This window comes from Pseudoroseicyclus sp. H15, from assembly GCF_054353345.1.
Window position 1 is genome coordinate 237,245 of the sequence record NZ_JBTHJE010000001.1, and the last position, 25,843, is coordinate 263,087.

Consider the following 25,843-nt stretch of genomic DNA (forward strand, 5'->3'; position numbering starts at 1 on the left):
TGACTTAGCAACAATGTTCGGCTGAATGCCGCCATTCTCTACGTTACAGCGACAGCTGATCACGATGCGTCGATCAGTGCCGCTCAGCGGGCGGCGGATTACCGCAGGGGAAGAAATCTAGTCACGCCCTGAGCGGTCTCTGCAATTAGCAGCGCATTTACATACAATTTTGAACAAACCCGCCGATTGTCGGCACGGCTGGTGGGGCGCGGTGATTCGTCTGAGGGGATGGCGGGCTAAGCGCCTGCCCTAGAAAGCGAATAATCGAGTTCGACGATTCCGCCGGGCCACATCCGGTGGCCGGTCAGGGACGCCCCGGGCGCCGCCGACATGTCGAACAGGGGCACCCCTTGCCCCAGCACGACAGGCAAAACGAGCAGGCGGATCTCATCGAGCATCCCGGCGGTGGCGGCGGAGGACAGCGTTTGCGCGCCGCCCAGAACCCAGACGCGGCGCATCCCCTGGCGGGTCAGCCGCTCGCGAAGACCCGCGTAATCGGGAAGGATCGGCAGGATGGTCTCGCGCTGCGGGTCGAGCATCCGCGAGGTGATGACGAAGGCCGGTTTCGTCCGGTAGGGCCAGGGTCCGGCCTCGCGCAGGTAGTCATGCGTGTGGCGGCCCATGACGATGGCATCGACCCCCTCATAAAAGGCCGCATAGCCGCGGTCGCCATCCTCGGGGTCGCCGGCGTGATCGGCCATCCAGCCCATGCCGCCAGCGGCATCGGCAATGCGCCCGTCGAGCGACATGGAAATATAGGCAACGAAACGCGTCATACCGATCCCTCGTCTTCGCTCTTAGATCCAAGCGTCCGCGAGGGCCAGATCGGCGTTCAGGCTGCCTCTGCCCCCGCGCCCAGACGGTGCCGGCACGGGCCGAACAGGGCGGCCAGGGCCAGGATCAGGCCCGAGATCGTGGCGATCATTCCGGCGGCAGAGACGGCATCGACGCCGCCCAGCCAGATCGGGCCATAGCCGGCGAAGACATAGCCGAGCCCGGCGGAGATCACGGCAATGCCGGCGGAATAGAGCACCTGCCGGCCGAGCTGGTTGGTCAGCATCCGGGCGGCCGCGGGCGGGCAGATGAACATGGCGATAACGATGATCGAGCCCACGGCGTCGAAGGCGGCGACGGCGGCGAGCGCCGAGGTTGCCACCAGCCCCAGCCCGATCAGCGAGACGGGCAGGCCCAGCGTGCGGGCGAAGCCTTCATCGAAGGTCGTCAGCTTCAGCGGGCGCCAGAAGATCGCCACCAGCGCGATGACGATGGCGCAGGTCACCGCCATGCGCCCCAGCTCGGGCGGTAGAAGCGCCAGCGCCGCGGGGTCGAGCAGAGAGGCCCAGCCATCAGCGGAGAACCAGATAAGGCTTTCGAGGTTGCCCATCAGCGCATGCTCGACATCGAGATGAACGCTGGAGGTATCCGTGCGCTCCAGCAGCAGCACGCCGCCGGCAAAGAGAGCGGTGAACACCACGCCCATCGCCGCCCCCGGCTCGATCCGGCCGAGGCGGCGGATCGCCTCGATCAGCCCGACGGCCACAAGCGCCGCGCCGCCGGCGCCGATCAGCATGGGCAGCGCCGCGAGCGTGCCGGTGAGCAGGAAGGCGACGACGATGCCGGGCAGCACGACATGGCTGATGGCATCGCCGATCAGCGCCTGCCGCCGCAGCACCAGAAAGTTGCCGGGCAGCGCGCAGGCGACGGCGGCGAGACAGCCGATGAGGATCGGCGTCAGCGACAATTGAACGAACTCGGCGCCCATCAAGCCAGCCTTTCGTCGAAGAGCGCGATCTCGTCGGGCGCGAAGACCTCGGTGATCGGCGTCAGCCCGTCATAGCGCCCAGTGAGGCCGGCATCCTGATGCTCTTCGCGCGCCACGGCCCAACGCCGCTCGTCCATGTTGACCGCTTCGGCCGCAGCGCGGCCCTCGTCCGTCGCAACCCTGTCGGCGCGGATCAGCCCTTCGGCGCGCAGCACGCGCAAGGTGAGCGGATCGTGGATCGGCTCGCCCTTGTGCAGCGCCAGCAGCCCATGCCGCCGGTGCACGCGGCGCTGGAAGCGGCGCTGCCGGATCATCGCGGCGGCGACGCCCCGCGCCGGCGCGAGGAAGAGCGAGGCGAGGAACATCGCCGTCGCGACCAGCACGATGATCGGCCCCGTGGGCAGATCCGGCGCCGAGGCCGAGATGGCGGCGCCGACATAGCCGGAGAAGCCGCCGAGGATAGCGCTGATCCACAGCACCGCGGCGGCGCGCTCTGTCCAGAACCGGGCGGTGACGGCGGGGATGATGAGGAGCGCGACGATGAGGATGAGGCCGACGAGCTTCAGCCCGGTCACGGTGACCAGCAGCACGATGCCCATCATTGCCAGGTCCGTCGCCCGCACCGACAACCCGCTGGCTGCTGCGAAGCCCGGGTCGAACGAGACCAGCGTCATCGGACGCCGCAGCACCCAGACCGCCAGCACCGCCGCCGCGCCGCCGAGGCCGATGACCCATGCATCCACGCGCAGCATGCCGGCGGTGGAGCCGAGCAGAAAGCTCTCCAGCCCCGCCTGCCGGCCGCGCTGCATGGTCTGAATCACCGTCAGCAGCACGACGCCCAACCCGAAGAGCGAAGAGAGCACCGCCCCGATGGCGGCATCCTCGCTGAGCCGGGTGCGCCGGGCCAGCCATTCCACGGCGAAAAGGCCGAACGCAGCTGAGACGGCAGCGCCCGCCATCAGCCCGGCCAGCGCCCTGCCCTCGCCGCCGAGCGCGACCATGATCATGAAGGCCAGCCCGATGCCGGGCAGCGTGGCATGGGCCAGGGCATCCGACACCAGTGAGCGCTTGCGCAGGAACAGAAAGCTCCCCGCCGCGCCGGCGGCGAAGCCGAGCAGCCCGGCGCCGATCGCCACGAGCGCGGCGTTGTAGCCGGCTTGCAGGGTGAGCGCGGCGAGCAGAGAGTTCATGCGCTGCGCAGCCCGAGCTGATCGATATGCGCGCTGGCGAGCCGGCCGCCGTAGGTGGCCTGCAGGTGGTCGGCGGTAAACGTGCTCTCCACCGGGCCGGCAGCGATGCGGCGCACATTGAGCAGCAGCACATCGTCGAAATAGTCGCGCACGGTGGAGAGGTCGTGGTGCACGGCGACCACGGCCTTGCCCTCGGCCTTCAGCCCTTTCAGCACATCGATGATGGCCCGCTCGGTTGCGGCGTCGACGCCGGCGAAGGGCTCGTCGAGCAGGTAGAGGTCAGCCTCCTGCGCCAGCGCGCGGGCGAGGAAGACCCGCTGCTGCTGCCCGCCGGAGAGCTGGCCGATCTGCCGGTTCGCGAAGCCCTCGATGCCCACGCGGGCGAGGCAGTCATCCGCCAGCTTGCGATGCGCCCCGGTGAGCCGGCCAAGCAGCCCGAGCTTGCGGTAAAGGCCCATCAGCACGACGTCGCGCACATTGGTGGGGAAGTCCCAATCGACGCTGGCGCGCTGCGGCACATAGGCAATGCGCGCCCTTGCCTCATCCAGCGGCGCGCCGAACACCTTCACGTCGCCCGACAGCCGCGGGATAACCCCGAGCGCCGCCTTTAGCATCGTTGACTTGCCGGCGCCGTTCGGCCCGATGATCGCGGTCATCGCCCGCGGGCGGAAGCTGGCATCTACATCGAAGACAGCGGGCTTCTGCCCGTAGGAGACGGTCAGCCCTTTGATCGACAGCGCCGGCGGCAGGCCGAGATCGGTTACGCTCATCGCAGATTGCCGAGCCGGCCCCCCTCGGGCACCGTACCGCCAAGCGCGCGGGCGATGGTGGTGACGTTGTGGTCGATCATGCCGAGCCAGCTGCCGGTGTAGGTGCCGAGCTCGCCCATCGCATCGGAATAGAGCTCGCCGCCGATGGTCACTTCATGCCCCCGCGAGGCCGCGCCCTCGATCAGCGCCCGGATGTTGCGGTCGGAGACGGAGCTTTCCACGAAGACCGCGCTGATCTCGCGCTCAACCAGCAGCGTCACCAGCTCGGCGATGCGCTGCAGCCCGGCCTCACTTTCGGTGGAAATGCCCTGGATGCCCTGCACCTCGATGTCATAGGCCCGCCCGAAATAGCGGAAGGCGTCATGCGCGGTGACCAGAACGCGCCTGTCAGCCGGCACGCTCGCCATCACCTCGGCGGCATAGGCATTCAGCGCCTCGGCCTCGGCGAGATAGGCTTCGGTGCGCTCAGCGACCTGATCCGCCGCGTCGGGCAGCGCCTCGCTGATGGCCTCGGCAATGGCGGTGATGGGGATCTGCCACAGGCCAGGGTCCATCCAGACATGCGGGTCGAACTTGTCGGCGTAGGTCTCATGAGCGAGCAGCAGCTCGGGGGGAATGGCCTCGCCCACGCGTGTCACCGGGGTGCGGCGCGAGATGTCTTCGAAGAAATCCTCCATCTGCGCTTCAAGATAGAGGCCATGCACGAGCACCAGATCGGCCCGCCCCACCGCCACGATGTCGGATCGCGTGGCCCGGTAGGAATGCGGATCAACCCCCGGCCCCATCAGCGCCCGCGCCGCCACATCGTTGCCGCCGACCACCGTGGCGGCATCGCCGATCATCCCCGTCGTCGCCATGACAGACAGCCCGGCCTGCGCCCGCGCAGCGCTGGGAAGAACGAGGGCGGCGGCGGCAGACCCGAGCAGATGGCGGCGAGACAGGCGCATGGACAGGATTCTCCTTTGGTTAAGCGGAGAATAGGGCCGGCGGATGGAGTGTCAATGCACATGCGAAACATTCGCAAGTAATGGGCGGGCCTGCGGAGTGATGAGCTGCGAAGACGTCCTCCTGCGGCTGCCACGGCAGCGCCAGAGGTGCTTTGTCACTGAATAAAGTTGCGGCCCGCGTGCCCTTCTAGAGGCATGCGAGCCGCAACAATGAGTCAGACTTCGGATGGCAGCGTCAGCCCGGCTCGACGGTCAGCGGACCGATGCTGTCGCCAGCCCATTGCGTCGAGGCCAGCAGCGCGCCGGCGGGACTGTAATAGTAGTGGTTCACGAAACCCTGCTCGGGGTTACGACAGGTCTCGGTCATATGCCGCACCGCGACCGGCCCCGCGGGGCCTTCCAGCGAGATCGTCCCGGCCGAAGCAATGTCGCAGACATAGGCCCGCAGCTCGACATCCTCGCTGCCGGAGTAGAAGCCGTGGAAGCGCTCCACCTGCCCCGTCCGCCCCGAGGCAACGAGCCTGGCGGTTTCGGAGGCATCGCTCGACGCGAGATCATCGCCGAAGCCGCGGGTGGCGACGACCATGTTGTCCTTGAGCGTGATCGAGATGTCGTCGGAGCTCATGAAAGTCTGGTAGCCATCGCGGCTTTGCACCAGCGCCATGACGCCGGTGTAGCCTGCCTCTTCGACCGTCACGAAGACCTTCGGCGTGCCCGCCTGGTCGGCGGCCAGGCCGCGGTAGGGCGGCGCGATCGAGGGCGTACCGCCGGAGGGGACAGAAACGTCGTTACCTTTGAGTGGTCGATCGCACAAATATCGGGTCGCTCCGCAGGACTATCCCAATACGCGCCAAATCGCCGATAGGGCGCATTTCGTCGGCACTCTCACGGTCCAATGGGACGATGCCGGAGCAAATGCTCAGTATCAGAGTTAGGAAACTGGTTGCGGGGGTAGGATTTGAACCTACGACCTTCAGGTTATGAGCCTGACGAGCTACCGGACTGCTCCACCCCGCGCCAAGTTCGGGTGATCTATGTCAGTTCTGCGTCGGCCACAACCCCGCCTGCGGGCAAAGTGCGGTAAAATTCCGCAAGAATTACGCGACGGCGCAGGTCAACTTCGCCCCTCCGCCGCATCTCGGCGGGCACGGGACAGACGGCGCTGAAAACGCTCCATTTCTGCGGAATATTGCCAGTGGGGAGACAAAACTCGAGACCGAGACCTAGGCCTCGTGCAGTTGGTCGGCAATAGAAATGCACCTGAGCCAGCCGCAAACGGGTAACGGAATCGTCGTCGGCAAGTCGGGCGAGCGCAGCATCGCCTTTGAGCGCGCAGTCCCACTGGCCATCCGCAACTCTAAGCGGGCGAAATGATGGAACGTGCCGGCGTCATATGTCGCTCGGAGTTAAACCGACGAGAGAGTGGCCACGTCTTTCCAACGCGAAAGGACGGCGACACCAATCAGCACATCATTGGCGTCGTTGCGCCCGCCTTTCGGAGGCGCGGGATACCATGATCGACATACGATGGCCCGCAGACCGAGCTTGCCGGCCACATCGTCGAGCCAGGCGGCATCCGTCGATGCCCGGCGCGCACCGCTTTGGGGCGAGAGAGGAAGGCGCGATTGTCGTTATGGCTTGCCCGGTGGACGACTGATCGTGGTCTCACCTGGGCCTTCCCTTAGTCCCCCCTTTTTGCAAAGCAAACAGCCCCCCGCCTTTTTGAGGCGGGGGGCTGTTTATAGTTCGTTATCGTATTGAGAGGTTTTGCATGTTCTTTACTAGATCTGGCAGTGACCTACTCTCCCACGTCTTGAGACGCAGTACCATCAGCGCAACGGTGCTTAACGGCCGAGTTCGGGATGGGATCGGGTGTTTCACTCGTGCTATGACCACCAGATCGAGGAAAGAACATGTACATTCTGCCGGGTTAGGGGCAGATCCAAGTCAGCTATTTATTGTGTATGGCTTCTGCCAGAACAGTCTTGCTGTTTCTGGATCAGATCAAGCCTATCGGACCATTAGTACCGGTCAACTGAGCACGTTACCGCGCTTACATCTCCGGCCTATCGACGTGGTGGTCTTCCACGGTCCTCAAGGGATACCTTGTTTTGAGGGGGGCTTCCCGCTTAGATGCCTTCAGCGGTTATCCTTTCCGATCATAGCTACCCTGCACTACCGCTGGCGCGATAACAGGTCCACCAGTGGATCGTTCACCCCGGTCCTCTCGTACTAGGGGCAACTCCTCTCAAGTATCCTACACCCACGGCAGATAGGGACCGAACTGTCTCACGACGTTCTAAACCCAGCTCACGTACCTCTTTAAATGGCGAACAGCCATACCCTTGGGACCTGCTCCAGCCCCAGGATGAGATGAGCCGACATCGAGGTGCCAAACACTGCCGTCGATATGGACTCTTGGGCAGTATCAGCCTGTTATCCCCAGCGTACCTTTTATCCGTTGAGCGATGGCCCACCCACTCGGGACCACCGGATCACTATGGCCGTCTTTCGACTCTGCTCGACTTGTCAGTCTCGCAGTCAGGCTGGCTTATGCCATTGCACTCAACGACCGATTTCCGACCGGTCTGAGCCAACCTTCGCGCGCCTCCGTTACTGTTTAGGAGGCGACCGCCCCAGTCAAACTACCCGCCACACAGGGTCCCGGATCCGGATAACGGACCGCGGTTAGACATCAAGCAAAGCAAGGGTGGTATCTCAAGGGAGGCTCCGCACAGACTAGCGTCCATGTTTCAAAGCCTACCACCTATCCTGCACATGCTTGGCCTGATGCCAGTGTGAAGCTGTAGTAAAGGTGCATGGGGTCTTTCCGTCTAACCGCGGGAAGCCTGCATCTTCACAGGCAATTCAATTTCGCTGAGTCTATGTTGGAGACAGCGGGGAAGTCGTTACGCCATTCGTGCAGGTCGGAACTTACCCGACAAGGAATTTCGCTACCTTAGGACCGTTATAGTTACGGCCGCCGTTTACTGGGGCTTCAATTCGGAGCTTGCACCCCTCCTTTTAACCTTCCAGCACCGGGCAGGCGTCAGACCCTATACGTCGTCTTACGACTTCGCAGAGCCCTATGTTTTTAGTAAACAGTCGCCACCCCCTAGTTTGTGCCCCCGGCCTCTACTTGCGTAAAAACCGGGCCTCCTTCTCGCGAACTTACGGAGGTATTTTGCCGAGTTCCTTCAACATAGTTCTCTCAAGCGCCTTGGTATTCTCTACCAGTCCACCTGTGTCGGTTTAGGGTACGATCATATGGAGGGCTATTTCCAGGGACTGCTTGGCTGCCCGATCAATCCGATAAGATCGAACAACGTCTGCAATCCGTCACCATCTCCTGGCCCAGGAATATTAACCTGGTTCCCATCGACTACGCCTTTCGGCCTCGCCTTAGGGGTCGGCTTACCCTGCTCAGATTAGCTTTAAGCAGGAACCCTTGGACTTTCGGCGTGAGGGTCTCTCACCCTCATTATCGCTACTCATGTCATCATTCTCACTGGTGATCTCTCCACCGGATGGCTCACGCCCCGGCTTCACAGAAAACTCCGCGTCTCCGCTACGACCGTAGTCGCATAAGAGACATGGAGTTATGTCACACCACGCTCTGCTACCATGCACTAAGTGCATCCTAAGCTTCGGCTCATGGCTTGAGCCCCGTTACATCTTCGCCGCAGGACAACTTATTTAGACCAGTGAGCTGTTACGCTATCTTTAAAGGATGGCTGCTTCTAAGCCAACCTCCTGGTTGTTTTGGTCGTCCCACCTGCTTTCCCACTTAGCCATGAATTAGGGGCCTTAGCTGTAGGTCAGGGTTGTTTCCCTCTCCACGACGGACGTTAGCACCCGCCGTGTGTCTGCCAGATAGTGCTCCTCGGTATTCGGAGTTTGGTTAGGATCAGTAAGTCTGTGGGACCCCATTACCCATCCAGTGCTCTACCCCCGAGGGCATTCGTCTGACGCTCTACCTAAATAGATTTCGCAGAGAACCAGCTATCTCCGAGTTTGATTAGCCTTTCACCCCTAGCCACAGCTCATCCCGACCTTTTTCAACAGGTGTGGGTTCGGTCCTCCAGTGAGTGTTACCTCACCTTCAACCTGGCCATGGCTAGATCACTCGGTTTCGGGTCTGATCCCACAAACTCATGCGCCCTATTAAGACTCGCTTTCGCTACGCCTACACCTAACGGCTTAAGCTTGCTTGTGAGACCAAGTCGATGACCCATTATACAAAAGGTACGCCGTCACCTCTCAAGGAGGCTCCGACTGCTTGTAGGCGTTCGGTTTCAGGTACTGTTTCACTCCCCTCGTCGGGGTGCTTTTCACCTTTCCCTCACGGTACTGGTTCACTATCGGTCAGTAAGGAGTACTTAGCCTTCGAAGGTGGTCCTCCGATCTTCAGACAGGATTTCACGTGTCCCGCCCTACTTAATACATCCTATCAAGCTTCCTATACGGGGCTGTCACCCGCTATGGCCATGCTTTCCAGCATGTTCTAGTCACTCTCAAGGCTTGGCTGGTCCCCGTTCGCTCGCCGCTACTAGGGGAGTATCTATTGATTTCCTTTCCTCCGGGTACTTAGATGTTTCAGTTCCCCGGGTTTGCTCTTTTAACCCTATGTATTCAGGTTAGAAGTACCTGGTTCAGCTCATTGTTGAGTCCCGCCGAAGCGGTAACAACAACAAACTGTCAGGTGGGTTGCCCCATTCGGAAATTCCTGGATCAAAGCTTATTCTCAGCTCCCCAGGACTTATCGCAGAGTATCACGTCCTTCATCGCCTCTTACTGCCAAGGCATCCACCAAACGCCCTTTTCGCGCTTGATCTGATCCAGAAAGAGCAAGACTGCCGCCTTTTGTGTCGGCATTCCCGTGCCAGCTTTCTTTCGTCAGCTGGCGATCTTCCTGATCAGAAGTCATACATTTCCCGCCTCTTCCGAAGAAGAGACATTAGGTTAGTGTACTTGACTTGGACAGAACTGCCGTCGTCCAGACACGTGGAGCTGGTTCTCTCCGTTGTGCCTGCCGTTCACCCTTACGCGGATGAACCGTCAGTTCTGATGTTTCTCTCTATACGATATCAAATCTCGTCCGATTGGACGGCGAAGAGCCTGGAATGGCTCTCGGCGATCTAATCGAGGGATGGTGGGTCGAGGAGGACTTGAACCTCCGGCCTCACGCTTATCAGGCGTGCGCTCTAACCACCTGAGCTACCGACCCATCTGGCGGACCGTTAGCTCGAGGCGTCCCGTAGCCCCATGGTGGAGCGTATCGGGATCGAACCGATGACCCCCTGCTTGCAAAGCAGGTGCTCTCCCAGCTGAGCTAACGCCCCGTTGGTGCGTTCCGCTACTGCGAAACCCATTGTTCTGAAGAGATATGAGGACGGCCCGGCTCTGCCCCGAAGGGCTTATGTCTCTTGCGAGACTGCTAAGTGATCCACGAGACCAGCAAGCTGATCTGCAAGGATCATCCTTAGAAAGGAGGTGATCCAGCCGCAGGTTCCCCTACGGCTACCTTGTTACGACTTCATCCCAGTCGCTGAGCCTACCGTGGCCGGCTGCCTCCTCGAAAGGTTGGCGCACCGTCTTCGGGTAAACCCAACTCCCATGATGTGACGGGCGGTGTGTACAAGGCCCGGGAACGTATTCACCGTGGCATGCTGTTCCACGATTACTAGCGATTCCGACTTCATGGGGTCGAGTTGCAGACCCCAATCCGAACTGAGACAGTTTTTAGGGATTAACCCATTGTCACTGCCATTGTAGCACGTGTGTAGCCCAACCCGTAAGGGCCATGATGACTTGACCTCATCCCCACCTTCCTCCCGCTTATCACGGGCAGTCCCCCTAGAGTGCCCAGCTTAACCTGCTGGCAACTAAGGGTGAGGGTTGCGCTCGTTGCCGGACTTAACCGAACATCTCACGACACGAGCTGACGACAGCCATGCAGCACCTGTCACTCGGTCTCTTACGAGAAAACTGGATCTCTCCAGCGGGCCGAGGATGTCAAGGGTTGGTAAGGTTCTGCGCGTTGCTTCGAATTAAACCACATGCTCCACCGCTTGTGCGGGCCCCCGTCAATTCCTTTGAGTTTTAATCTTGCGACCGTACTCCCCAGGCGGAATGCTTAATCCGTTAGGTGTGACACCGAAGGGCAAGCCCCCCGACGTCTGGCATTCATCGTTTACGGTGTGGACTACCAGGGTATCTAATCCTGTTTGCTCCCCACACTTTCGCACCTCAGCGTCAGTATCGAGCCAGTGAGCCGCCTTCGCCACTGGTGTTCCTCCGAATATCTACGAATTTCACCTCTACACTCGGAATTCCACTCACCTCTCTCGAACTCAAGACTAGCAGTATCAAAGGCAGTTCCAGGGTTGAGCCCTGGGATTTCACCTCTGACTGACTAATCCGCCTACGCGCGCTTTACGCCCAGTAATTCCGAACAACGCTAACCCCCTCCGTATTACCGCGGCTGCTGGCACGGAGTTAGCCGGGGTTTCTTTACCTGCTACAGTCATTATCTTCACAGGCGAAAGAGCTTTACGACCCTAAGGCCTTCATCACTCACGCGGCATGGCTAGATCAGGCTTGCGCCCATTGTCTAAGATTCCCCACTGCTGCCTCCCGTAGGAGTCTGGGCCGTGTCTCAGTCCCAGTGTGGCTGATCATCCTCTCAAACCAGCTATGGATCGTCGGCTTGGTAGGCCATTACCCCACCAACTACCTAATCCAACGCGGGCCGATCCTTCTCCGATAAATCTTTCCCCCGAAGGGCGTATACGGTATTAATCCAAGTTTCCCTGGGCTATTCCGTAGAGAAGGGCACGTTCCCACGCGTTACTCACCCGTCCGCCGCTATCCCCGAAGGGATCGCTCGACTTGCATGTGTTAGGCCTGCCGCCAGCGTTCGTTCTGAGCCAGGATCAAACTCTCAAGTTGAAAACCGATTGCTCGGTTATCCTTGACGTTCGAACCTCTGCACATCCCTGATTGCGCTACCGCTACGCTACTTGAACGCAGGGCCACCGATCCGGCTAGGGTCGGCGGGCAACCAGGATTTCTCTGCTTGATGTGCTTCAGTCTCCATTGGAGAACCGAAGTCCGTCAAACAGTGAAGCTGACACTCCATCATCGGCCGAAGCCTAAGAGTGCGATATACAGACGTCGATCCATCGAAATGAACCAAGCCGCCCGCATATCTCTTCAGATACATCGATTTCAAAGAGCGTAGAGACAATATCGACTGAGTGCGCCCTAACTCTCGGCGCGCCCCGCCTCAATGCCTCTGATGTTGTATCCGCCTCGTTACGCTTCCGAACCTCACGGCACCGCCGCTTCGTCCGTAACCGCCGTCTGGCGCCCCAACCGCGCCTCAGCGCCGCCGGTGAAGGGGGTTCTAGTGTTAGTGCCGGGTGGCCGCAAGCGGTTTTTCAGCGAAAGACTCATTTTTTGGGGTGGGGCCCGCTGCCGGGCTGAAATATCCAGCACAGTAAGGCTTTTAGGGAGCGAGGTCAGCCGATCTTGAGCCCTCAATCGCCAAGAGAGCGCCTGCTGAAAGAAGAACTCGTCGGCGAATCCGGGCGGAACCAGGTGCTGAGGCAGGCACTTTGGCGGTGAATCGGCCGCGGCTCTCTGTCGAACCTCTCGTGCGACTCGCCGACTCGTCGGGCTGACGTAGAGACAAGGTCGAAAGATTCTCCGGAAGCCCCAACAGCGGCGGCAAGATTCGGCGACTGCGAGGCGCGACTCCGCCATTGGAGAAGATTCGTGGCTCAAGATTCGCTGCCTAAGTACGGCTGCCGCCACCCTGGGGCGTGCCGCGCGGAGGGCGGATCTCGCTCGAGGAGCTGTCGAACGCGCAGCGTCACGTGAAGGTATCGACCCGCGCGAGTATGGGACGGCGGATATTGGGATCTCCAGACAAGCGACCGGGTGCACCAGACACCTGGGCCTTCCCTTAGTCCCCCCTTTTTGCAAAGCAAACAGCCCCCCGCCTTTTTGAGGCGGGGGGCTGTTTATAGTTCGTTATCGTATTGAGAGGTTTTGCATGTTCTTTACTAGATCTGGCAGTGACCTACTCTCCCACGTCTTGAGACGCAGTACCATCAGCGCAACGGTGCTTAACGGCCGAGTTCGGGATGGGATCGGGTGTTTCACTCGTGCTATGACCACCAGATCGAGGAAAGAACATGTACATTCTGCCGGGTTAGGGGCAGATCCAAGTCAGCTATTTATTGTGTATGGCTTCTGCCAGAACAGTCTTGCTGTTTCTGGATCAGATCAAGCCTATCGGACCATTAGTACCGGTCAACTGAGCACGTTACCGCGCTTACATCTCCGGCCTATCGACGTGGTGGTCTTCCACGGTCCTCAAGGGATACCTTGTTTTGAGGGGGGCTTCCCGCTTAGATGCCTTCAGCGGTTATCCTTTCCGATCATAGCTACCCTGCACTACCGCTGGCGCGATAACAGGTCCACCAGTGGATCGTTCACCCCGGTCCTCTCGTACTAGGGGCAACTCCTCTCAAGTATCCTACACCCACGGCAGATAGGGACCGAACTGTCTCACGACGTTCTAAACCCAGCTCACGTACCTCTTTAAATGGCGAACAGCCATACCCTTGGGACCTGCTCCAGCCCCAGGATGAGATGAGCCGACATCGAGGTGCCAAACACTGCCGTCGATATGGACTCTTGGGCAGTATCAGCCTGTTATCCCCAGCGTACCTTTTATCCGTTGAGCGATGGCCCACCCACTCGGGACCACCGGATCACTATGGCCGTCTTTCGACTCTGCTCGACTTGTCAGTCTCGCAGTCAGGCTGGCTTATGCCATTGCACTCAACGACCGATTTCCGACCGGTCTGAGCCAACCTTCGCGCGCCTCCGTTACTGTTTAGGAGGCGACCGCCCCAGTCAAACTACCCGCCACACAGGGTCCCGGATCCGGATAACGGACCGCGGTTAGACATCAAGCAAAGCAAGGGTGGTATCTCAAGGGAGGCTCCGCACAGACTAGCGTCCATGTTTCAAAGCCTACCACCTATCCTGCACATGCTTGGCCTGATGCCAGTGTGAAGCTGTAGTAAAGGTGCATGGGGTCTTTCCGTCTAACCGCGGGAAGCCTGCATCTTCACAGGCAATTCAATTTCGCTGAGTCTATGTTGGAGACAGCGGGGAAGTCGTTACGCCATTCGTGCAGGTCGGAACTTACCCGACAAGGAATTTCGCTACCTTAGGACCGTTATAGTTACGGCCGCCGTTTACTGGGGCTTCAATTCGGAGCTTGCACCCCTCCTTTTAACCTTCCAGCACCGGGCAGGCGTCAGACCCTATACGTCGTCTTACGACTTCGCAGAGCCCTATGTTTTTAGTAAACAGTCGCCACCCCCTAGTTTGTGCCCCCGGCCTCTACTTGCGTAAAAACCGGGCCTCCTTCTCGCGAACTTACGGAGGTATTTTGCCGAGTTCCTTCAACATAGTTCTCTCAAGCGCCTTGGTATTCTCTACCAGTCCACCTGTGTCGGTTTAGGGTACGATCATATGGAGGGCTATTTCCAGGGACTGCTTGGCTGCCCGATCAATCCGATAAGATCGAACAACGTCTGCAATCCGTCACCATCTCCTGGCCCAGGAATATTAACCTGGTTCCCATCGACTACGCCTTTCGGCCTCGCCTTAGGGGTCGGCTTACCCTGCTCAGATTAGCTTTAAGCAGGAACCCTTGGACTTTCGGCGTGAGGGTCTCTCACCCTCATTATCGCTACTCATGTCATCATTCTCACTGGTGATCTCTCCACCGGATGGCTCACGCCCCGGCTTCACAGAAAACTCCGCGTCTCCGCTACGACCGTAGTCGCATAAGAGACATGGAGTTATGTCACACCACGCTCTGCTACCATGCACTAAGTGCATCCTAAGCTTCGGCTCATGGCTTGAGCCCCGTTACATCTTCGCCGCAGGACAACTTATTTAGACCAGTGAGCTGTTACGCTATCTTTAAAGGATGGCTGCTTCTAAGCCAACCTCCTGGTTGTTTTGGTCGTCCCACCTGCTTTCCCACTTAGCCATGAATTAGGGGCCTTAGCTGTAGGTCAGGGTTGTTTCCCTCTCCACGACGGACGTTAGCACCCGCCGTGTGTCTGCCAGATAGTGCTCCTCGGTATTCGGAGTTTGGTTAGGATCAGTAAGTCTGTGGGACCCCATTACCCATCCAGTGCTCTACCCCCGAGGGCATTCGTCTGACGCTCTACCTAAATAGATTTCGCAGAGAACCAGCTATCTCCGAGTTTGATTAGCCTTTCACCCCTAGCCACAGCTCATCCCGACCTTTTTCAACAGGTGTGGGTTCGGTCCTCCAGTGAGTGTTACCTCACCTTCAACCTGGCCATGGCTAGATCACTCGGTTTCGGGTCTGATCCCACAAACTCATGCGCCCTATTAAGACTCGCTTTCGCTACGCCTACACCTAACGGCTTAAGCTTGCTTGTGAGACCAAGTCGATGACCCATTATACAAAAGGTACGCCGTCACCTCTCAAGGAGGCTCCGACTGCTTGTAGGCGTTCGGTTTCAGGTACTGTTTCACTCCCCTCGTCGGGGTGCTTTTCACCTTTCCCTCACGGTACTGGTTCACTATCGGTCAGTAAGGAGTACTTAGCCTTCGAAGGTGGTCCTCCGATCTTCAGACAGGATTTCACGTGTCCCGCCCTACTTAATACATCCTATCAAGCTTCCTATACGGGGCTGTCACCCGCTATGGCCATGCTTTCCAGCATGTTCTAGTCACTCTCAAGGCTTGGCTGGTCCCCGTTCGCTCGCCGCTACTAGGGGAGTATCTATTGATTTCCTTTCCTCCGGGTACTTAGATGTTTCAGTTCCCCGGGTTTGCTCTTTTAACCCTATGTATTCAGGTTAGAAGTACCTGGTTCAGCTCATTGTTGAGTCCCGCCGAAGCGGTAACAACAACAAACTGTCAGGTGGGTTGCCCCATTCGGAAATTCCTGGATCAAAGCTTATTCTCAGCTCCCCAGGACTTATCGCAGAGTATCACGTCCTTCATCGCCTCTTACTGCCAAGGCATCCACCAAACGCCCTTTTCGCGCTTGATCTGATCCAGAAAGAGCAAGACTGCCGCCTTTTGTGTCGGCATTCCCGTGCCAGCTTTCTTTCGTCAGCTGGCGATCTTCCTGATCAGAAGTCATACATTTCCCGCCTCTTCCGAAGAAGAGACATTAGGTTAGTGTACTTGACTTGGACAGAACTGCCGTCGTCCAGACACGTGGAGCTGGTTCTCTCCGTTGTGCCTGCCGTTCACCCTTACGCGGATGAACCGTCAGTTCTGATGTTTCTCTCTATACGATATCAAATCTCGTCCGATTGGACGGCGAAGAGCCTGGAATGGCTCTCGGCGATCTAATCGAGGGATGGTGGGTCGAGGAGGACTTGAACCTCCGGCCTCACGCTTATCAGGCGTGCGCTCTAACCACCTGAGCTACCGACCCATCTGGCGGACCGTTAGCTCGAGGCGTCCCGTAGCCCCATGGTGGAGCGTATCGGGATCGAACCGATGACCCCCTGCTTGCAAAGCAGGTGCTCTCCCAGCTGAGCTAACGCCCCGTTGGTGCGTTCCGCTACTGCGAAACCCATTGTTCTGAAGAGATATGAGGACGGCCCGGCTCTGCCCCGAAGGGCTTATGTCTCTTGCGAGACTGCTAAGTGATCCACGAGACCAGCAAGCTGATCTGCAAGGATCATCCTTAGAAAGGAGGTGATCCAGCCGCAGGTTCCCCTACGGCTACCTTGTTACGACTTCATCCCAGTCGCTGAGCCTACCGTGGCCGGCTGCCTCCTCGAAAGGTTGGCGCACCGTCTTCGGGTAAACCCAACTCCCATGATGTGACGGGCGGTGTGTACAAGGCCCGGGAACGTATTCACCGTGGCATGCTGTTCCACGATTACTAGCGATTCCGACTTCATGGGGTCGAGTTGCAGACCCCAATCCGAACTGAGACAGTTTTTAGGGATTAACCCATTGTCACTGCCATTGTAGCACGTGTGTAGCCCAACCCGTAAGGGCCATGATGACTTGACCTCATCCCCACCTTCCTCCCGCTTATCACGGGCAGTCCCCCTAGAGTGCCCAGCTTAACCTGCTGGCAACTAAGGGTGAGGGTTGCGCTCGTTGCCGGACTTAACCGAACATCTCACGACACGAGCTGACGACAGCCATGCAGCACCTGTCACTCGGTCTCTTACGAGAAAACTGGATCTCTCCAGCGGGCCGAGGATGTCAAGGGTTGGTAAGGTTCTGCGCGTTGCTTCGAATTAAACCACATGCTCCACCGCTTGTGCGGGCCCCCGTCAATTCCTTTGAGTTTTAATCTTGCGACCGTACTCCCCAGGCGGAATGCTTAATCCGTTAGGTGTGACACCGAAGGGCAAGCCCCCCGACGTCTGGCATTCATCGTTTACGGTGTGGACTACCAGGGTATCTAATCCTGTTTGCTCCCCACACTTTCGCACCTCAGCGTCAGTATCGAGCCAGTGAGCCGCCTTCGCCACTGGTGTTCCTCCGAATATCTACGAATTTCACCTCTACACTCGGAATTCCACTCACCTCTCTCGAACTCAAGACTAGCAGTATCAAAGGCAGTTCCAGGGTTGAGCCCTGGGATTTCACCTCTGACTGACTAATCCGCCTACGCGCGCTTTACGCCCAGTAATTCCGAACAACGCTAACCCCCTCCGTATTACCGCGGCTGCTGGCACGGAGTTAGCCGGGGTTTCTTTACCTGCTACAGTCATTATCTTCACAGGCGAAAGAGCTTTACGACCCTAAGGCCTTCATCACTCACGCGGCATGGCTAGATCAGGCTTGCGCCCATTGTCTAAGATTCCCCACTGCTGCCTCCCGTAGGAGTCTGGGCCGTGTCTCAGTCCCAGTGTGGCTGATCATCCTCTCAAACCAGCTATGGATCGTCGGCTTGGTAGGCCATTACCCCACCAACTACCTAATCCAACGCGGGCCGATCCTTCTCCGATAAATCTTTCCCCCGAAGGGCGTATACGGTATTAATCCAAGTTTCCCTGGGCTATTCCGTAGAGAAGGGCACGTTCCCACGCGTTACTCACCCGTCCGCCGCTATCCCCGAAGGGATCGCTCGACTTGCATGTGTTAGGCCTGCCGCCAGCGTTCGTTCTGAGCCAGGATCAAACTCTCAAGTTGAAAACCGATTGCTCGGTTATCCTTGACGTTCGAACCTCTGCACATCCCTGATTGCGCTACCGCTACGCTACTTGAACGCAGGGCCACCGATCCGGCTAGGGTCGGCGGGCAACCAGGATTTCTCTGCTTGATGTGCTTCAGTCTCCATTGGAGAACCGAAGTCCGTCAAACAGTGAAGCTGACACTCCATCATCGGCCGAAGCCTAAGAGTGCGATATACAGACGTCGATCCATCGAAATGAACCAAGCCGCCCGCATATCTCTTCAGATACATCGATTTCAAAGAGCGTAGAGACAATATCGACTGAGTGCGCCCTAACTCTCGGCGCGCCCCGCCTCAATGCCTCTGATGTTGTATCCGCCTCGTTACGCTTCCGAACCTCACGGCACCGCCGCTTCGTCCGTAACCGCCGTCTGGCGCCCCAACCGCGCCTCAGCGCCGCCGGTGAAGGGGTATTTACGGATAGCGCCCTGCCCCCGCAAGGGCCTTTTTGCCGGAAAATGCATTTTTTGTGACAGGGTCAGGAAAGGGCTCTTTTTCAATACGTTACGCCGGAACTTTCTGTTCACGCGCCCGTGGGGCCGTTGAAAACCTGTGCGGTTTGCGAACGCTAACACCACATCTTGGGGTTCGCGGCAGGCTCAGCCCCAAGTGCCATCGGAATCGCATCTGAATCGACCGTAGGGGCAACCTCGCCTGCCGTAGGGACACCCCGCGGGGCCACCGAGTCACCTGCCCTGAACCGCCCATTCCGCGAATTCGCACCCCCTAAGCGCGAAGGGGCGGCCCCCTCAGGCCGCCCCTCTCGTCATTCTAAGTCGTCGCCCTGCGGGGCGCCGGTTGCGGCCGCTTCTTCGGCACCAGCCGCAGCGCCAGAAGCACCCCGATGATGCCGGCGTAGATGAAGGGCTCCCAGGGGAAGCCCTTCACCAGCCAGATGAAGTGCATCGCGGCGAGGATCGCGGCCGGATAGACCAGCTTGTGCAGCTGCCGCCATTTCGGCCCCAGCTTGCGAACCGACAGGTTGTTCGACGTGATCGCCAGCGGGATCAGCAGCAGGAAGGCCCCCATGCCGATCGTCACATAGGGCCGCTTCACGATATCGGCCCAGACGCGGGCGAGGCTCTGCACATCGAGCAGCGCCCAGACACAGAAGTGCGCCAGCACGAAGAAGAAGGTCGTCACCCCGATGGCCCGGCGGAACTTCATGAGGTTGATGTTCGTCCAGCGCCGCAGCGGCGTGACCGCCAGCCCGGCGATCAGCAGCTGAATGGCGGTCAGCCCGTACTTGCGCTCCAGCGCGTTGATCGGCTCGGCCCCCAGACCCCCGGTGAGGCCAAGGTAGAAGAACCACGCCGCGTAGAGAAAGCCCGCGACATAGATCACCCAGGCCGGCACCTTGCGGAGCCAGGTGTTGATGGTGCCTGCGACGTCCATCAGAAGTATTCGTCCAGATCCATGCCCTCGTAGAGCGGGGCAACTTCACTATAGCCGTTGAACATGAGCGTGGGCTTGCGGCTGGCGAAGAGGCCGCCGCCGATCTCGCGCTCGGTCTCCTGGCTCCAGCGCGGATGCGAGTGCAGCGGGTTCACGTTGGAATAGAAGCCGTATTCGCGCGGATTGATGATGTTCCACGTGGCCGGCGGCTCTTCCTCGACGAACGAGATGCGCACGATGCTCTTGATCGATTTGAAGCCATACTTCCATGGCGTGACCAGGCGGATCGGCGCGCCGTTCTGCTTGGGCATCGGCTCGCCGTAGATGCCGGTGGCCAGCAGGGCGAGCGGGTGCATCGCCTCGTCCATGCGCAGGCCTTCCACATAGGGGAAGGGGATCACGCCGCGGCGGACGCCCGGCATGTTCTCGGGCTGCACGACCGTCTCGAAGGCCACATACTTCGCCTCGGGCTTCGGCCCCAGCTTGGTCAGCACGTCGCCCAGCTCGATGCCGTTCCACGGCACCACCATCGACCAGGCCTCGACACAGCGGAAGCGGTAGATGCGCTCTTCCACGGTGAGCCCGTCGAGCAGCTCGTCCAGCGAGTACTCGCCCGGGTTGTCGCAAAGCCCGTCGACGCTGATCGACCAGGGGGTGATCTCCATCTCGCCGGCATTGCGCATCGGGTCTTCCTTGCCCGTGCCGAACTCGTAGAAGTTGTTGTAGGAGGTGATGTCCTCCAGCGAATTGGGCTCCAGCGCCCCCTGCCCGAAGGCGCTGCCGGCGATCGAGCCCCCAAGGCCCGCCGCGCCAAGGCCGGCGGCGCCCTTCATGATTTGGCGGCGGTTCAGCCAGGCCGCTTTCGGCGTGACGTCGGCATGTGTCAGGTCGTTCTTCCAGCGGTGGGCCATGGGTCTCTCCTCTTCCTGCCGTCAGCAAACAACATAAGACACGGGCGAGTCATGACGATTGCACCGCCGTCACGAGGGGTTGAGGCCCTGAAACGTCACAGCGGCGTGAATGGGGCAGTTGTTTTCCCCTTCCGCGGGGCCATGGCCGCCGCCATATGACAGGCAGATCTTTTGCGGAGGACGGCTCGTGGATCAATTTCTGGCACAGACGGGGCTCTCGGGCGGCTCGATCGTTTTGCTCCTGCTGGCGCTCTTCATCATCATCGCGCTCTTCCGCGGCATCCGCATCGTGCCGCAGTCGGAGAAGTACGTGGTGGAGCGCTTCGGCCGCCTGCATTCGGTGCTCGGCCCGGGCATCAACTTCACCGTGCCCTTCCTTGATCGGGTGGCGCATCGCATCTCCATCCTCGAGCGGCAGCTGCCGACGGCCAGCCAGGATGCCATCACCTCCGACAACGTGCTGGTGAAGGTGGATACCTCTGTCTTCTACCGCATCACCGAGCCGGAGAAGACAGTGTACCGCATCCGCGATGTCGACGGCGCCATCGCCACCACCGTGGCCGGCATAGTGCGCTCCGAAATCGGCAAAATGGAGCTCGACCATGTGCAATCCAACCGCTCCGAGCTGATCGAGATGATCCGGGAGCAGGTGCGCGCCATGGTCGATGACTGGGGCATCGAGGTGACGCGCGCCGAGATCCTCGACGTGAACCTCGACGAGGCCACCCGCGCCGCCATGCTGCAGCAGCTCAATGCCGAGCGCGCCCGCCGCGCGCTGGTGACCGAGGCCGAGGGCCGCCGCCGCGCCGCCGAGCTGCAGGCCGACGGCGAGCTCTATGCCGCCGAGCAGCAGGCGAAGGCCAAGCGCATCAGCGCCGAGGCCGAGGCCTATGCAACGCAGGTCATCTCCGGCGCCATCGCCGCGGGCGGGCTGGAGGCGGTGCAGTATCAGGTCGCTCTGAAGCAGGTCGACGCGCTGACGAGCATTGGCCAGGGCGACGGCAAGCAGCTGGTCATTGTACCGGCGGATGCGCTGCAGAGCTTCTCCAACGCTTTCTCGATGTTCGGCAAGGCGGGTTCGCGATGATCTGGACCCTCCCCTGGGCCTGGCTGGCCGGCGCCGTGCTGCTTGGCATCCTCGAGATCCTGGCGCCCGGCTACATCTTCCTCGGCTTCGCCATCGGCGCGGCGGCCATGGCGGTGCTGGTCTGGCCCGACTGGTCGCTGGCGGCCTGGCTGGCCGGCTCGCTGCCAATGGCACTGCTCCTTTATGCGGTGCTCAGCGGCGCCTCCTGGCTGGCGCTCCGCCAGTGGCTGGGCGTGCGCAAGGGCCAGACGAAGGTGTGGGACCGGGACATCAACGACAATTAGTCGAACCGGATAAGGTCGTTCCGCGCATAGAAGGCGCCGTCGATGGTCAGCGCGAGCGGCGTGCCCGCCCGCTCGGCATGCACATGCAGATGCGGCTCGGTGGTGTTGCCGCTGTTGCCGAGCTCCGCGAGTGGTGAGCCGGTGGTCACCGCCTCGCCCTCCGCCACGGTCAGCGAGCCCTGCCGCAGATGCGCGAGCAGGATCGTGACGCCCCCGCACTCCAGCGCCACGAAGTTCCCCTCGGGATGGTCTCCATCGGCCTCCGGCACCGGCATGTCTGGCGCCCCGTCCTTCGCCGCCGTCACCGCCCCGTCGCAGGGCGCGAGGATCGGCGTGCCGAAGCCCTCGTAGCGGGCCGGGTCGGCCGGGCGCCAGCCATCGGTGCGCAGGCCCGAGGGGCGGATGCGTATGATATCGAGCGCGTAGGCCTGCCCGGCATCGGCGCCCGCCTCGCCCAGCAGATGCATGTGCCCGTTCACCGCCAGCCGCGAGCCGCCGTTCTCGACGACATACCAGCCCGCCGGCAGCGGCGGTGCGATATCCACCAGCTCCACCCCTGGTGGCGGGCGCTGGCCGGGCAGCGCCTCGGCGATCTGTGTCGCCCCATAGATGCCCAGCGCGAGAACCGGCGCCAGCGCGATGGAGGCGACCGGCCCTGCCGGCCAGATGCCCCGCTGCGCCCGCAGCAGCGCCCTGATCGCCAGCGCCACGAACAGCGCGCCATAGAGCCAAGGCAGCCAATAGGGTGGCATGGCGAAGGGCGCGACCATGGCGATGGCAACCAGCGCCGTGCCCGTGGCGACCACCTGCAGCGCCAGCGGCACCCCGCCCCGCATCGGTGCAAGCCAGAGCCAGACAAGCAGGCCCACCGGCAAAACGACCTGCATCACGAACAGAAACGGATCCATCCACCGCACCCCAGCCAACCCCGCTTTCGCCTAGGCGCACCCTTCCGCTGCGTCAAGCTCCACGCCCCCCCCTGTCTTTGCTCCAGCAAAATCCTCGGGGGGTGAATTGGCCAACGGCCAAGAGGGGGGCAGACAGCCCCCCTGCCCGGCATGCCGCCCAAGCGCTGTTCTGCCGCCTTGCCGCTCCCCCCGGCCCCGGCTAATCCCGCTCGCATGCGCGCATTCCTCTCCCTGTCTCCACGAAAGATCCTGCTGCGGCAGGCGCTTGCACTGGGGCTGGGCTTCGTCTGCGCGCAGATCGCCCTGCGCATTTCGCTGCCCCTGCCATGGATGCTGGGCCCGATGATCGGCTGCACCGTGGCCGCCATCTTCGGCGCGCCGCTCGCCGGGCCGAACCAGCTGCGCATGGTGATGATCCCCATCCTCGGCGTGCTGCTCGGCTCGGCCATCACGATGGAGGTGCTGCGCTCGATGATCGGCTGGTGGCCCGCCTTCATCACGCTCGCGCCCTTCCTGCTCGTCGCGCTTGCGGGCTCTTACTTCATCTTCCGCAAGCTCGGAAAGTTCGACAAGGCCACGTCCTTCTTCTCGGCCATGCCCGGCGGACTGAACGATGCGATGCTGCTTGGCAGCGCCGAGGGGGGCGACGAGCGGCGCATCGCGCTGGCCCATGCCGTTCGCATCCTCATCGTCGTCTTCCTGATCCCGATGTTCTTCTTCATCGTCTACGGCGCCACGGGCTCTGCCGGTGGCGGCGCGGGCTCTCGCTTCGTGGCGCTCGATGCGCTCAGCTGGTCGGACTGGCTGATCCTCAGCGCCGCGGCCGCGCTTGGCTATTGGGGCGGCAAGAAGCTCGACCTGCCGGCCTATGCCGTGATGGGGCCGATGATCGTCTCCGGCGCCGCCCATGCCGCGGGCCTTGTGCATGTCGCTCCGCCGACGCCGCTGGTGAACCTCGCGCAGCTCACCATCGGTGTCGTCATCGGCTGCCGCTTCCTGGGCACCACCATGCGCGAGGTCAGCCGCGAGATTGCCGTGGGCAGCGCCTCGGCGGCGGTGATGATCGTGATCGCGATCATCTTCGCGGTGCCGACGGCAGCCCTGATGCAGATGCCCGTCACCCAGACCTTCCTCGCCTATTCGCCGGGCGGCCTGGCCGAGATGAGCCTGCTCGCCCTGTCGATGGGCGAGGATCTGGCCTTCGTCTCGGTCATGCACCTTACCCGCGTCGCCCTGGTCGTCGCCATGGCCCGGCCGGTCTGGCGCTGGTTCGCCCGCCGCGCGAGAGCCCGCGACGCCCGATAAAGGCTCCGGGCGAGCGCCAGCGCTGGCGCCCGCCCGTCGCCGTTGCTCAGTCCAGCGTGAACCGGTCGAACAGCTCCGCCGGCTCGCCCGGGCGGCGCGTGTCGAACACGTAGGAGCTGACCGTCGCGCCTTCGTCCCCGGTTTCGAGGATCGTGAAGGTCGACAGGTCGTTCGAGGTCACGCAGGGCAGCGGCGCGCCATCCTCGTAGCTCATCGGCGAGAACTCCGACGGCATCACCGCCTCGTAGCCATGGGGGTCTCCCGTCACCGGGTAGTTCGTGGCGTCGAAGCGCGGATCATCCGGCGCGCCGCCACGCTCGGCGTAGCCCTCGAGGTAGCAGCCGTAGGTATTGCCGACGTTCGACGTCTCCATGATGTTCACGCCCTGCGGGCTGATCATCCGGTACCACAGGTGCGAGTGCCCGGTATGGACGAGATCCACCCCCGCCTCGCCGAGCAGAGGCTCGATGTCGTTGACGAAGATGTCCCCGTCCAGCGGGTACTCGTAGCGGACACCGGTCAGCCGGCCGTCCTCGTCGCGGTCGAGGATCCGCACCGGATGTGAGAACACCGGGATCGAGTTGTCGCCGAGCCCGTGCGAAGGGTCGTGCATCAGCGCCACCTTCACCGGCGCGCTCCGGAATCCCTCGCTCTCCAGCACGCCCTGCAGCCACTCGTATTGCTCGGAGCCTTCGGCCATGTCCTCGAAGATGAACTCACCCCAGCCCCAGTTGTCGGGGGTGTTCAGGTTGGCGTCGGCCTCGCGGAACTTGCCGGTGGTGCCCGGATCCATCGAGGGCGAGCGCCAGATGCGCGTGCCGTAGAGGCCGATCAGGAAGACATCGCCAAAGCGCATGGCGTAGTACTGATCCCCCGCCGGGCCGGTGCCGGGCATGGTGAAGATCTCTTCATAGGTGATCGTGTTGAAGGAATTGTCGCGGATCCATTCCTCGCGGATCTCGGGATCGCCCTCGGGATTGTAGAGCTCGGCATTGGCCTCGTAGAGCGCCTCGGCCACCGCCTCGGGGCGCGGGTCGTTGAACTGCGTGCCGATCGGGTTGGCCGGGTTGAAGCGGCCCATGACCTCGTGGTTGCCGATCACCGGGAAGAGCGGCGCGTGCTGGATGATCTCGCCGCCCTGATAGGTGGCGGTCGTGGTGGTGGTGACGCCGTCTTCCTCGCGCGTGCGCTCGAGGTCGTAATCGGCGCGGCCCTGCAGGCCGGGGAAATAGGCGAAGCCGCGGGCATCGTCGAACCATTCCGAGGCGCGGTCGGGCACGTTCTGCAGATCGCCGGAGAAGAAGACGGCATCCAGATCGCCCACCGTCTCGGTGACCAACTGCATATTGGCCGGGGTCATCGGCTTCAGCTGGTGGTCGGAGGTCAGCAGGATGCGCAGCGGCTGGCCCTCGGCCGGCAGCGGCGCCAGTGTGAATTCGCGGCTTTCCACTACATCGCCGGCGTCATTCGTCGAGCGCACGAAGTACGGCACGCGCACGCCCGTCTCCAGCCCGTCGACCACGGCCTCGTGGCGCCAGACATCGCGCGGCGTGTAGCCTGCATAAAGCGAGCCGTCGCCAGCTTGGCTGCCGACATGGCTGGCGGCATCTTCGGCAAGGCGCGACATCTTCATCGTCTCGGCGGCAATCTCGCGGCCCTCGACGATGACCTTATGATCGGCCCCTTCAAATTCGGTGAACCACACGACATGCGTGCTTCCCTCGGCGGGCGCCTGCAGGAAGGGATCCGTCAGCAGGCGCGGATCGGCCTCGTCCGACTGGGCGAAGAGCGGCGCGGGCGACAGGGCCGCGGCGGCGATCAGCGCGAGTGTGGAGATGCGGGGATAGGGCATGAAGCTTGGTCCTTGGGCAGCTGTGAGTGTCGCGCAGCTCCCTGCCCGCTCCGCCGCACAGAGGCATGACAGGGATGTAACGCTTTGACGAAACTACAGATTTCGCCGGGTAAGGCAGAGAAGCGCGGCTCTGAGGCGCAGGGCGCCGGG

General features: G+C 61.3%; 13 protein-coding genes, 5 tRNA genes and 6 rRNA genes. 3 read left to right on the forward strand and 21 right to left on the reverse strand.

Annotated features, from left to right (window positions below):
• Positions 1–236: 236 nt before the first annotated feature.
• From ACXN5S_RS01085 to msrP, 19 genes are all read right to left on the reverse strand, one after another.
• Complete coding sequence (locus ACXN5S_RS01085) at positions 237–776, reverse strand: dihydrofolate reductase family protein (protein WP_458603543.1); 540 nt, start codon at positions 774–776, stop codon at positions 237–239.
• 56 nt (positions 777–832) lie between these two features.
• Positions 833–1,762, reverse strand: a complete 930-nt coding sequence (locus tag ACXN5S_RS01090; RefSeq protein ID WP_458603544.1) for a metal ABC transporter permease — start codon at positions 1,760–1,762, stop codon at positions 833–835.
• Positions 1,762–2,952 (reverse strand): metal ABC transporter permease, encoded by a 1,191-nt coding sequence (locus ACXN5S_RS01095; protein ID WP_458603545.1) that lies wholly within the window; start codon positions 2,950–2,952, stop codon positions 1,762–1,764. Before ACXN5S_RS01095 ends, ACXN5S_RS01090 begins: the two co-directional genes overlap by 1 nt.
• Positions 2,949–3,722 (reverse strand): metal ABC transporter ATP-binding protein, encoded by a 774-nt coding sequence (locus ACXN5S_RS01100; protein WP_458603546.1) that lies wholly within the window; start codon positions 3,720–3,722, stop codon positions 2,949–2,951. The genes ACXN5S_RS01095 and ACXN5S_RS01100 overlap by 4 nt, the downstream gene beginning before the upstream one ends.
• Positions 3,719–4,669, reverse strand: a complete 951-nt coding sequence (locus ACXN5S_RS01105; RefSeq protein ID WP_458603547.1) for a metal ABC transporter solute-binding protein, Zn/Mn family — start codon at positions 4,667–4,669, stop codon at positions 3,719–3,721. The genes ACXN5S_RS01100 and ACXN5S_RS01105 overlap by 4 nt, the downstream gene beginning before the upstream one ends.
• Positions 4,670–4,904: 235 nt before the next feature.
• Positions 4,905–5,483, reverse strand: a complete 579-nt coding sequence (locus tag ACXN5S_RS01110; RefSeq protein ID WP_458603548.1) for a YjbF family lipoprotein — start codon at positions 5,481–5,483, stop codon at positions 4,905–4,907.
• 126 nt (positions 5,484–5,609) lie between these two features.
• Positions 5,610–5,686, reverse strand: a tRNA-Met gene (locus tag ACXN5S_RS01115).
• 768 nt (positions 5,687–6,454) lie between these two features.
• A 5S ribosomal RNA gene (gene rrf, locus ACXN5S_RS01120) occupies positions 6,455–6,569 on the reverse strand.
• Positions 6,570–6,669: 100 nt separating this feature from the next.
• A 23S ribosomal RNA gene (locus ACXN5S_RS01125) occupies positions 6,670–9,503 on the reverse strand.
• A 316-nt stretch (positions 9,504–9,819) separates the two neighbouring features.
• A tRNA-Ile gene (locus ACXN5S_RS01130) sits at positions 9,820–9,896 on the reverse strand.
• 39 nt (positions 9,897–9,935) lie between these two features.
• Positions 9,936–10,011 (reverse strand) — tRNA-Ala (locus tag ACXN5S_RS01135).
• Between the two features lie 144 nt (positions 10,012–10,155).
• A 16S ribosomal RNA gene (locus tag ACXN5S_RS01140) occupies positions 10,156–11,620 on the reverse strand.
• A 1,122-nt stretch (positions 11,621–12,742) separates the two neighbouring features.
• Positions 12,743–12,857 (reverse strand): 5S ribosomal RNA (gene rrf, locus ACXN5S_RS01145).
• Positions 12,858–12,957: 100 nt separating this feature from the next.
• Positions 12,958–15,791: ribosomal RNA gene (locus ACXN5S_RS01150) — 23S ribosomal RNA — on the reverse strand.
• Between the two features lie 316 nt (positions 15,792–16,107).
• Positions 16,108–16,184: transfer RNA gene (locus ACXN5S_RS01155), tRNA-Ile, on the reverse strand.
• Between the two features lie 39 nt (positions 16,185–16,223).
• A tRNA-Ala gene (locus ACXN5S_RS01160) sits at positions 16,224–16,299 on the reverse strand.
• Positions 16,300–16,443: 144 nt separating this feature from the next.
• Positions 16,444–17,908: ribosomal RNA gene (locus ACXN5S_RS01165) — 16S ribosomal RNA — on the reverse strand.
• Together the 16S, 23S and 5S rRNA genes with 4 tRNA genes alongside form the textbook arrangement of a ribosomal RNA operon.
• A gap of 814 nt (positions 17,909–18,722) precedes the next feature.
• Positions 18,723–19,346: a protein-methionine-sulfoxide reductase heme-binding subunit MsrQ gene (msrQ, locus tag ACXN5S_RS01170; RefSeq protein WP_458603549.1), complete on the reverse strand. Its 624-nt coding sequence runs from the start codon at positions 19,344–19,346 to the stop codon at positions 18,723–18,725.
• The gene (gene msrP, locus ACXN5S_RS01175; RefSeq protein WP_458603550.1) at positions 19,346–20,257 is read right to left on the reverse strand and encodes a protein-methionine-sulfoxide reductase catalytic subunit MsrP; all 912 of its coding nucleotides are present in this window, start codon (positions 20,255–20,257) and stop codon (positions 19,346–19,348) included. The genes msrQ and msrP overlap by 1 nt, the downstream gene beginning before the upstream one ends.
• 187 nt (positions 20,258–20,444) lie before the next feature.
• Here msrP and ACXN5S_RS01180 point away from each other — a divergent pair, with 187 nt between their 5' ends.
• Together ACXN5S_RS01180 and ACXN5S_RS01185 are read left to right on the forward strand one after the other, a co-directional pair.
• The gene (locus ACXN5S_RS01180; RefSeq protein ID WP_458603551.1) at positions 20,445–21,344 is read left to right on the forward strand and encodes an SPFH domain-containing protein; all 900 of its coding nucleotides are present in this window, start codon (positions 20,445–20,447) and stop codon (positions 21,342–21,344) included.
• On the forward strand, positions 21,341–21,628 hold the full coding sequence (locus tag ACXN5S_RS01185) for an NfeD family protein (RefSeq protein ID WP_458603552.1): 288 nt from the start codon (positions 21,341–21,343) through the stop codon (positions 21,626–21,628). The genes ACXN5S_RS01180 and ACXN5S_RS01185 overlap by 4 nt, the downstream gene beginning before the upstream one ends.
• Here ACXN5S_RS01185 and ACXN5S_RS01190 read toward each other — a convergent pair.
• On the reverse strand, positions 21,625–22,536 hold the full coding sequence (locus tag ACXN5S_RS01190) for a M23 family metallopeptidase (protein ID WP_458603553.1): 912 nt from the start codon (positions 22,534–22,536) through the stop codon (positions 21,625–21,627). The genes ACXN5S_RS01185 and ACXN5S_RS01190 overlap by 4 nt on opposite strands.
• Positions 22,537–22,749: 213 nt before the next feature.
• On the opposite strand from ACXN5S_RS01190, the gene ACXN5S_RS01195 reads away from it, so the two are divergent.
• The gene (locus ACXN5S_RS01195) at positions 22,750–23,841 is read left to right on the forward strand and encodes an AbrB family transcriptional regulator (protein WP_458603554.1); all 1,092 of its coding nucleotides are present in this window, start codon (positions 22,750–22,752) and stop codon (positions 23,839–23,841) included.
• A 46-nt stretch (positions 23,842–23,887) separates the two neighbouring features.
• Here ACXN5S_RS01195 and ACXN5S_RS01200 read toward each other — a convergent pair whose 3' ends face one another.
• The gene (locus tag ACXN5S_RS01200) at positions 23,888–25,693 is read right to left on the reverse strand and encodes a hypothetical protein (RefSeq protein ID WP_458603555.1); all 1,806 of its coding nucleotides are present in this window, start codon (positions 25,691–25,693) and stop codon (positions 23,888–23,890) included.
• Positions 25,694–25,843 lie beyond the last annotated feature (150 nt).